Source organism: Nocardioides sp. R-C-SC26 (assembly GCF_021246465.1).
In the GTDB taxonomy this organism is placed as follows: Bacteria; Actinomycetota; Actinomycetes; order Propionibacteriales; family Nocardioidaceae; genus Nocardioides.
The window spans coordinates 1-8,670 of the sequence record NZ_JAHRHK010000033.1 but is presented as its reverse complement, the minus strand read 5'-3'; the positions used below and the strand labels follow the sequence as shown (position 1 = coordinate 8,670).

General features: G+C 71.6%; 12 protein-coding genes. 3 read left to right on the top strand and 9 right to left on the bottom strand.

Annotated elements, in window-relative coordinates; genetic code table 11:
• Positions 1-194: 194 nt before the first annotated feature.
• The 7 genes from KSO97_RS17215 to KSO97_RS17185 all read right to left on the bottom strand — a co-directional run bounded on the left by KSO97_RS17215 (position 195) and on the right by KSO97_RS17185 (position 3,847).
• A complete protein-coding gene (locus tag KSO97_RS17215; RefSeq protein ID WP_232681610.1) occupies positions 195-590 on the bottom strand; it encodes a flagellar basal body rod protein FlgC in 396 nt (131 codons plus the stop codon).
• Positions 590-979 carry a flagellar basal body rod protein FlgB gene (gene flgB / locus KSO97_RS17210; protein WP_232681594.1) on the bottom strand — a complete coding sequence of 130 codons (390 nt, stop codon included), beginning with the start codon at positions 977-979 and terminating at the stop codon, positions 590-592. Before flgB ends, KSO97_RS17215 begins: the two co-directional genes overlap by 1 nt.
• Before the next feature lie 175 nt (positions 980-1,154).
• The gene (locus tag KSO97_RS17205) at positions 1,155-1,652 is read right to left on the bottom strand and encodes a hypothetical protein (RefSeq protein WP_232681582.1); all 498 of its coding nucleotides are present in this window, start codon (positions 1,650-1,652) and stop codon (positions 1,155-1,157) included.
• A gap of 53 nt (positions 1,653-1,705) precedes the next feature.
• Entirely contained in the window at positions 1,706-2,071 is a 366-nt protein-coding gene (locus tag KSO97_RS17200) for a response regulator (RefSeq protein ID WP_232681573.1), read from the bottom strand.
• Between the two features lie 2 nt (positions 2,072-2,073).
• Complete coding sequence (locus tag KSO97_RS17195; protein ID WP_232681563.1) at positions 2,074-2,580, bottom strand: chemotaxis protein CheX; 507 nt, start codon at positions 2,578-2,580, stop codon at positions 2,074-2,076.
• A complete protein-coding gene (locus KSO97_RS17190; protein ID WP_232681553.1) occupies positions 2,577-2,966 on the bottom strand; it encodes a response regulator in 390 nt (129 codons plus the stop codon). Before KSO97_RS17190 ends, KSO97_RS17195 begins: the two co-directional genes overlap by 4 nt.
• Entirely contained in the window at positions 2,963-3,847 is an 885-nt protein-coding gene (locus KSO97_RS17185) for a protein-glutamate O-methyltransferase CheR (RefSeq protein WP_232681540.1), read from the bottom strand. Before KSO97_RS17185 ends, KSO97_RS17190 begins: the two co-directional genes overlap by 4 nt.
• A 197-nt stretch (positions 3,848-4,044) precedes the next feature.
• Here KSO97_RS17185 and KSO97_RS17180 point away from each other — a divergent pair, with 197 nt between their 5' ends.
• From KSO97_RS17180 to KSO97_RS17170, 3 genes are all read left to right on the top strand, one after another.
• Entirely contained in the window at positions 4,045-5,136 is a 1,092-nt protein-coding gene (locus KSO97_RS17180; protein WP_232681531.1) for a chemotaxis response regulator protein-glutamate methylesterase, read from the top strand.
• Positions 5,137-5,252: 116 nt separating this feature from the next.
• A complete protein-coding gene (locus KSO97_RS17175; RefSeq protein WP_232681514.1) occupies positions 5,253-5,711 on the top strand; it encodes a Zn-ribbon domain-containing OB-fold protein in 459 nt (152 codons plus the stop codon).
• Positions 5,708-6,898, top strand: coding sequence for a lipid-transfer protein (locus tag KSO97_RS17170; protein WP_232681505.1), 1,191 nt, complete (start codon positions 5,708-5,710; stop codon positions 6,896-6,898). The genes KSO97_RS17175 and KSO97_RS17170 overlap by 4 nt, the downstream gene beginning before the upstream one ends.
• 244 nt (positions 6,899-7,142) lie before the next feature.
• On the opposite strand, the gene KSO97_RS17165 is transcribed toward KSO97_RS17170, so the two are convergent.
• Together KSO97_RS17165 and KSO97_RS18410 are read right to left on the bottom strand one after the other, a co-directional pair.
• Complete coding sequence (locus tag KSO97_RS17165; RefSeq protein ID WP_232681488.1) at positions 7,143-7,580, bottom strand: YchJ family protein; 438 nt, start codon at positions 7,578-7,580, stop codon at positions 7,143-7,145.
• Positions 7,577-8,401 carry an adenylate/guanylate cyclase domain-containing protein gene (locus tag KSO97_RS18410; protein WP_232681480.1) on the bottom strand — a complete coding sequence of 275 codons (825 nt, stop codon included), beginning with the start codon at positions 8,399-8,401 and terminating at the stop codon, positions 7,577-7,579. Before KSO97_RS18410 ends, KSO97_RS17165 begins: the two co-directional genes overlap by 4 nt.
• Positions 8,402-8,670 lie beyond the last annotated feature (269 nt).

Below are 8,670 nucleotides of genomic sequence, written 5' to 3'. Positions count from 1 at the left end.
GGCCGCCGGGGGCTGGGGTGGGGCCCCCCGCCGGCCCGGAGACCGTCGTGGGCGCGAGCGGGGTGAAACCGGCGACCGCGCCGAGACCCTCGATTCCCGACATGCTCATCGGTGCTCTCCCTTCGACGAGCACTGCGGTGCCTCGCTCCGCCAGCACACGGTCCTCGGGCTAGCTCCGCGGGGGCTCCTCGCACTCATCGCCCGCCCCCGATGCCGATCGCGGTCGAGTAGGCGTCCTGGGCGTACTTGGTCACCTGCGCCGAGGCCTGGAAGCCGCGCTGGGCGATGATCAGCTGCGTCATCTGCGAGCCGGCGTCCACCGACGGCTTGCGCACGTAGCCCTCGGCGTCGGCCAGGGGGTGGTTCGGGTCGTGCACGACGACACCCTCCGGGTCGCTGAGCGCGATACCGGCGACGTCGACACCGCCGCCGGGCTCGGCCTGCGCGATGACCATCTGGGCCTGGAACGCCGTCTGGTCCATGCTGCGCACGGTGTTGACGTTGGCGATGTTGGAGGCCAGCGCGTCCAGCCAGGTCTGGTGCATGCCCAGGCCCGACGAGGCGATGTTCAGGCTGTCGTAGGCGCCCATCAGAACGCACCCGCCGCCGTCTTGATCAGCTCGAAGCGGTCGGTGACCGCCCGCGCGACCATCTGGTACTGGAACTGGGACTGCACCGCAGCGAGCGTCTCCTTGCGCAGGTCGACGTTGTTGCCGTCCGGTCCCACCGGGGTGTCGTTGGCGATGCTGGCCGGCGTGGAGCGGGCGATGTCGGCGATCGTGCGGGACTCCTCGCCGTTGCCGCGCGAGATGGCGGACTGCAGGGCGCTCTCGAAGTCGACGCTCGACGCGCGGAAGTCGGGGGTGTCGACGTTCGCGAGGTTGTCGGCGATGGTGCGCTGTCGCATCGCCAGGCCGTCGAGGGCGAAGCCGAGCACCGACGAGACGGCGTCGCCAGCGGCGTAGGCCGGAACGGACACAACTGCCTCCCGTGAGGTCACGAGTGCGGTGCCGGTCCGTCGGCAGGGGCGAGCAATCCATTCGCTCGGCTAGGTGTTCGGTCATCCGACGGGGGAGTTGAGGGTTTCGCGACGCTCGCTGCGTTCGCTCCTCGACCGCCGGGGGGTGGCTGGCGCTCGGGCGCCTCCACCACCTTCAGCAGAGCACGATGGCCAGGCGGCCGGTGCCGTAGCCGGCGACGTCGACGACCAGGTCGTCGCGCCGGCCCAGGATCTGGGTTCGGGCGCGCAGGTCGGCCGAGAGGGGCTCTCCCGACGTCGCGGCGGAGTAGAGCCGCAGGTGGGCGGAGCTGGGGCCGTTGAAGAGCGAGGCGACGATGTTGAAGACCTCGCGCAGGCTCTCGGCCAGGGAGCCGTCGATCAGGCCCTGCTCGATCGCGGCGTCCGCCCCGGTCTTGGGTACCAGCGCGAGTGCCGCGCCGGCGTAGGCCGACAGCGGCAGGTCCATGGCGACGACGGCGCGCACGACGAGTGAGTCGTCGACGTAGCTGGCGATGCTCGCGGGGTAGAACGGGCTGACGCCGAAGGGCGGGCCCGGCCGCAGGGCGACCTCCTTGTCGAGGAGGTCGCCGAGCAGGTCGCGCACCTCCTTGGGAGCGGGCAGGTGCGAGGGTGCGGTGGTGTCGGTGGCCATGGTCGTTCTCCTGCGAGATCTCTGTGCGAGCGACCCGAGACGTCTCGGGTCGCTCAGCCGACCAGGACCGGAGCGAGCGCCTCGTCGAAGGCCTCCGGTGTGAACGGCTTGGCGATGAGGAAGAGCGCGCCGGCGCCGGTCGCGCGGGCACGCATGTCGTCCGAACCCTCGGAGGTGACGAATCCGAACGGCGTGGTGTTGCCCTGCGCCCGGAGAGCTTCGAGCAGGTCGATGCCCGTCATCTCGGGCATGTTCCAGTCCGAGAGCACCAGGCCGGGGCTCTGCGCCTGCACGACCTCCAGGGCCTCGCGGCCGTTCTCGGCCTCGACGATGTCGTGGCCGCCGTGGCCGGACTGACGCAGGGTGCGGATGACGATCTGCCGCATCACGCGGCTGTCGTCGACGACGAGGATCTTCACGGTCAGGCCTCCTCGGCTTGCTGGTCGCGGTCCTGGTCGGCAGGAACGCTGACGACGACCCGCAGCGAGTGCGGGCCCCAGCCGAGATCCAGGCGACAGGCCTCGACCAGGCTGGTGGACGGCGAGATCGGCCCACGCGCGACCAGCGGCAGCGACAGCTTGCTCGGGCCCGGCATCAGGCTCTTGATGTTGCCGCCGATGACGTTGACCAGCTCGCCGAGCGCGTCGATCAGGTCCTCGGGCGCGAGGTGATCCTCGGGGGCGAAGCCCAGCATGGCGCGGGTGACGGCGTCCGCGACGCCGTCGGGCAGGCAGATCACGATGGCGGCCTGCCATGCACCGGTGACGGTGATGGCGGCGTCCCAGACCGAGCCCTGCTCCGCCGGATCCCGGTCCGTCGGGGGTGCGATCTCGTAGAGGGGATCCCCTCCGCCGAGGAACGTCGTCCAGACCTCCTCGACCACCGCGTGGACGTGGGTCATCGACAGCTCCGCAGTGCTGGTGCTCATGCGGGAACCTCCCGTGCGGCGAGGCCGAGGAGCTCGAGCTTCTCCACGATGGCCTCGGGTGTGAACGGCTTGATGACGTACTCGTGGGCGCCGGCCGCCAAGGCACGCACGATCTGTCCGTGCTCGCTCTCGGTGGTCACCATCATCAGCGTCATCGAGCGCCATCTGGGTTCGGCGCGGACGCGGGTGACGAAGGTGTAGCCGTCCATGAGCGGCATGTTCCAGTCGATGAGGCACAGGTCGACGTCGATCCCGGTCTCCAGGGCGTCGAGGGCCTCCTGGCCGTTGCCGGCCTCGGTGACCTCGTAGCCCAGCTCGGTGACGATCCGACGCAGGATCGTCCGCATGGTGCGGGAGTCGTCGATGATCAGGGCGTGCACGGTCATGCTCCTGTCGCAGTGAGGGTCGTGGGGGTGGTGATCGCGCGGGGAGCAGCGGCCGCGGCGGTGCCGTGGGGGCCGTCGGGCCGCGGACGGTGGATGACGACGCGACCGGCGGTCTCGCGCACCCAGGAGTCGTCGAGATCCAGCGTCGTCTCGGTCGAGCCGAGCAGCAGGAAGCCGTCACGGGCCACGCGGGCATTGACCCGTCGCAGGATGTCGCGCTTGGTGTCGAGGTCGAAGTAGATGAGCACGTTGCGCAGGAACACCACGTCGTAGGTGGCCGACGGCGGGAACGGCAGCGCCAGGTTGACCTGCTTCGTGGTCACCATCGAGCGGAGCTTGGCCGCGACCTCCCACTCGTTGCCGACGCGGGTGAAGTAGCTCACGAGCCGGGTGGCGGGCATGCCGCGGTTCATCTCGACCTGGCTGTACCGCCCCGCCTGGACCCGCTCGAGCATCGACGGCGAGACGTCGGTGGCGTGGATCGTCGCCGTCCAGCCCGCCGGCAGGTTCTCGTCGAGCAGCATGCAGAGGCTGTAGGCCTCCTGGCCGCTCGAGCACGCCGCTGACCAGATGTCGAGGTGACGGCGATGAGCACGCGTCTGGAGCAGATGCGGCAGCATCACCTCGGTGAACGCCTGGTAGGGCGCGAGGTCGCGGAACCACGACGTCTCGTTGATGGTGAGGGCGTCCACGGCGCGGGCACGCTCGGCGGCATCGGTGCGGAGTCGGTCGACGTACCGGTCGACGTCGGCGTCCCCGGCGGCTCGCGCCAGGGGGAGGAGCCGGGCCTCGACCAGGTACTCCTTGCCGGTCTCGCACAGCATGGCCGTCTCGCGTCGCAGCAGGTCGGCGACGAAGGAGAAGTTGGCCTCGGAGATCACGGCCGACCATTCGGCGCGCCGTCGCAGGTGTTGAGAGATTCGGGGCGAGACGTCCGGTTGCTGGCCGCACACGGCGGGCGACACACATGCTCGGGCGGGCCGGGGCGCGACCTCGTCATCGGCTCGAGCACAGCTCGGGGAACATCTCACGGCGGCCGACGGCGGGCCGATCACCACCTCATGAGTGGGGTGCGCGCATGAGCGGTCTGTCCTCGGGTGCCGCGGCGGGCGCGCCGATCCGGGTCCTGGTCGTCGACGACTCCGCCGTGCTGCGGCGACTGATCTCCACGGTGCTCGGCAAGGAGCCGGACCTGGAGGTGGTCGGCACCGCGTGCGACGGCCTCGAGGCGATCGACCAGGTGGAGGAGCTGCGCCCCGACGTCGTGACGCTCGACGTGGAGATGCCGCGGCTGGACGGCCTCGGCGCCGTGGAACGCATCCATGCCGCGCACCCGCGCCTGCCGGTGATCATGTTCAGCACGCTGACCGCTCAGGGCGCCTCGGCGACCCTGACCGCTCTCTCGCGCGGCGCGTCGGACTACGTGACCAAGCCCTCGGGCTCTGGCGACATCGGCGCGTCGATGGAGCGCGTGCGGGAGGACCTCGTGCCGCGCATCCGGGCTCTCGCCGGTGCGCGTCGGGTCGTGGCGTCGTCCGCGCCCGTGCGGGTACGCGCCGCCGCGCCGCAGGCACGCCGTCCGCAGGTCCTGGTGGTGGCGAGCTCGACGGGCGGGCCCGACGCGCTCTCCCAGGTGGTGGCCGGACTCCCGGCGAGCTTCCCCCTCCCGGTGCTCGTGGCCCAGCACATGCCCCCGCTGTTCACCGCGCAGTTCGCCGAGCGGCTCGACCGCGTCGGGCCGCTGTCGGTGGCCGAGGCCGCCGACGGCGACGTCCTGCGACCCGGCCGGATCCTCGTCGCACCGGGCGACTTCCACCTCCGGGTGGGCCGCAGCGGTGCGCTCGCCGTCGCCCGACTCGACCAGGAGCCGCCGGAGAACTTCTGCCGCCCCGCGGCCGACCCCTTGCTGCGATCCGCCGTCGAGGTCTACGGCGGGGGAGTGCTCGCGCTCGTGCTCACCGGTATGGGTCACGACGGTCTCGCCGGCTGCCGGGAGGTGGTCGCCGCGGGCGGGCGCGTCGTCGTCCAGGACGAGGAGACCTCGGTCGTGTGGGGGATGCCCGGCGCGGTCGCGGACGCCGGCCTGGCCCACGAGGTGCTGGCGCTGCCGACGATCCCGGCCCGGCTCGCCGCGCACGCCGTCCCCGATCGCGCGTTGACCCGTCTGTAGGTAGAGACGGGTCAACCGTGATCAGGGCGTTGACCCGTCTTCAGGTAAAGACGGGTCAACGCAGCAGCGGCGCTCAGGGCTAGAGTGAGAACACGTTCTAGTTCTCCAGGAGCATCATGACGACGGCGTCCCCCGCGATCGAGGGCTGGTTCACCACCGGCCCCGAGCCCGCGCTCATCGGCTCGCGCTGCACCAGCTGCGGCTGCACCTTCTTCCCGAAGACGGCGGGTTTCTGCCGCAACCCCGCATGCGACGGCGAGGAGTTCGCCGACGCCGAGCTGTCGCGGCGCGGCACGGTGTGGTCCTACACCGACGCGCAGTACCAGCCGCCGCCGCCCTTCATCCCGCCGCACGCCGAGGGCGAGGCCTATGTGCCGTTCGCGCTGGCCGCCGTCGAGCTGGCCGAGGGGATCGTCGTCCTCGGGCAGGTCGCGGAGGGCTACGGCGTCGCGGACCTCACGGTCGGCTCGGAGTGCGAGCTCGTCGTCGAGACGCTGTACACCGACGAGTCCGGCGACCGACTGATCTGGCGCTGGAAGCCCGTCGCGGGCACGACCGAGGGGAGCGCGGCATGAGCACGCCCGTCGCCATCGCCGGAGTCGGCATGCACCCCTGGGGCAAGTGGGGCCGCAACTTCGCGACGTACGGCATCCACGCGGCCCGCGCGGCCCTCGCCGACGCCGGCATCGCATGGACCGACGTCGACCTCGTCGTCGGCGGCGAGACCGTCCGCAACGGCTACGCCGGCTACGTGGCCGGCTCCACCTTCGCCAACGCGCTCGGCTGGAACGGCGCCCGCGTCGCGACGTCGTACGCGGCCTGCGCGACCGGTGCCCAGGCTCTCGACACCGCCCGCGCCCGCATCCTCGCCGGGCTCAGCGAGGTGGCACTCGTCGTCGGTGCCGACACCACGCCGAAGGGCTTCTTGGCGCCCAACGCCGGTGAGCGCTGGGACGACCCCGACTGGCTGCGCTTCCGCCTGCTCGGCATGACCAACCCCGCCTACTTCGCGCTCTACGCGCGACGTCGGATGGATCTGTACGGCGCCACCCAGGCCGACTTCGCCCAGGTGAAGGTCAAGAACGCCCGCCATGGTCTGAACAACCCCTACGCGCGGTATCGCAAGGAGGTCAGCGTCGACGACGTGCTGACCAGCGCCGTCGTCTCCGACCCGCTGCACCTGCTCGACATCTGCGCGACCTCCGACGGCGCCGCCGCGGTCGTCGTCACCAGCGTCGAGTACGCGCGTCGGCACGGTCTGGAGGACGCCGTCCGGATCGAGGCGATCTCGACCGTCACGCCGACGTTCCCCAACACCGTGATGGACATGCCGAACCTCTCCACCGACCCCTCGGGCGTCGTCGGGATCCCCGAGCACACCTTCAAGGAGTCGATCGGTCACGCCGCCTACGAGGAGGCGGGCATCTCGCCCGAGGACGTCGACGTCGCGGAGGTCTACGACCTCTCGACCGCGCTCGAGCTGGACTGGATCGAGGACCTCGGCCTCTGCCCGCGCGGCGAGGCCGAGAGCCTGCTGCGCGCCGGTGACACCAGCCTCGGTGGGCGTATCCCGGTCAACCCCTCGGGTGGCCTGGCCTGCTTCGGGGAGGCCGTGCCCGCTCAGGCGCTCGCGCAGGTCTGCGAGCTCACCTGGCAGTTGCGTGGCCAGGCCGAGGGTCGACAGGTCGAGGGCGCCCGGGTCGGCATCACTGCCAACCAGGGTCTCTTCGGCCACGGTTCCTCGGTGCTGCTGGCACGCTGACCTGACGTCCGCGCTCGCCGTCCTGCCGCGGGGCGGCGGCGGGCGGCGCGATGGGACGGTGACGTACGGAGGTTTCGTCGCCGTCAGGTCGGTTCGGCGGTGAGCTACAGAGGAATCGCTGCGCGCGAACACTCTGCAGGTCACCGCTCGCGCGGTGGACGTGGCACAGAAGCCTCACTCACTCACCGCCCCCAGGCGGAACCCGGAGTCGGTGACCGCTGCTGCCGCGCCCGGGCGTCGGCGCTCAGGCGAGGGTGAGCGGCGCGACGTAGACCCATCGGCCACCACGACGAGCGAACCGGCTGCGCTCGTGGAGCACCCGGTCGACGCCGCCGAAGCGGTAGTGGGCGGCGAACTCCACCCACTCCTCGCCGTCGGCCAGCTCGGAGACGGCGTCGGGCGCGCCCGGCTGGTCCGAGGCCGTGCCCGCGCCGAGGACGTCGAGGCGCGTCCAAGTCAGGCCCGGGTCGGTGCCGACGTCGTCGGGGCGGGTGCGCGGGTGCCAGGTGCGGAAGACGTAGCCGTCGTCACCGAGCGCGTAGGCGGCGTAGCGCGACCTCATCAGCAGCTCCGGCGTCGGCGCTGCCTCGCCTCGGTGGAACGGACCGCAGCAGGTGTCGTAGACCGCGCCACCGCACGGACAGGGGCGCTGGAGCCCCAGCGCTCCTGTCGCCGGACTCATCGGCGCCGCACCCGGTAGATGACGTGCCGACCGGGCAGCCCGCGCAGCTCGACCTCCTCGAGTGCGTCGAGTTCGACGGTCGCGTCGTCGTCCAGGGCCACGCGGACGGCCTCGGTCGCGAACACCTCGCCGCCTCCGGCGAGCGCTCCGACGCGCGCAGCCATCGCGACGTTGCGGCCGAAGTAGTCGCCGTCGCGGGCGACGACGACGCCCGTGTGGATGCCGATCCGCACGCGCACCGTCGTCACCAGACGCAGCATCGGGTCGAGCGTGCGGCGCAGGTCCTTCTGGATGCCGAGCGCGGAGCGGCAGGCCGCCTCGGCGTCTCGGAAGACGACCATGAAACCGTCGCCCGAGGTCTTCACGACCTGGCCGTGGAACTGCTCGACGCGGGTGCGCACCAGGGAGTCGTGTGCGGCCAGGACGCGCACCCAGACGTCGTCGCCGAGCTTCTCGTTGAGCACGGTGGAGTTCTCGATGTCGGAGAACAGCAGGGTCACGCGGCCGTCCGGGTCGGCCATGGTCACGATCTCCGAGCGCTGGGTCGCCGCCCACTGCTGGAGGTCGTCGATCGAGGACTGGAGCAGTGCGCCGATGCCGCCCTCGCGCACCTTCGAGGCGGTGTTGACCAGCGTGCGCACGGCCCGCTCGGTCGCCGACGACGGCGGGCGTGGGCGCAGTGCGGCGGTCAGGTCGGACTCCAACTGGTCGATCCGTGCCCGGGTGCGCTCGAGCTCGCGCTGCTGTTGACGCACGATGACGAACGCCGCGCAGAACCCTGCCACCGCGAAGGCGAGCAGCACACCCAGGACCCAGGTCACGAACGGCATCTTAGAGATCGCGCGAACAGGGCAGATGCCGGCCGGGCCCCGCCCCCGCACGCACCTGAGCACCTTCGACTCGGTCGCCGTGCCTCCGGCACGGCTCCCTCCTCGGCGGCACTCATGCACGCACCGGGACGACGCCCACCACGACAGCCCCTATCCGCGCGACCTCTGAGAGACCGCGCGAACAGGGCAGATGCCGGCCGGGCCCCGCCCCCGCACGCACCTGAGCACCTTCGACTCGGTCGCCGTGCCTCCGGCACGGC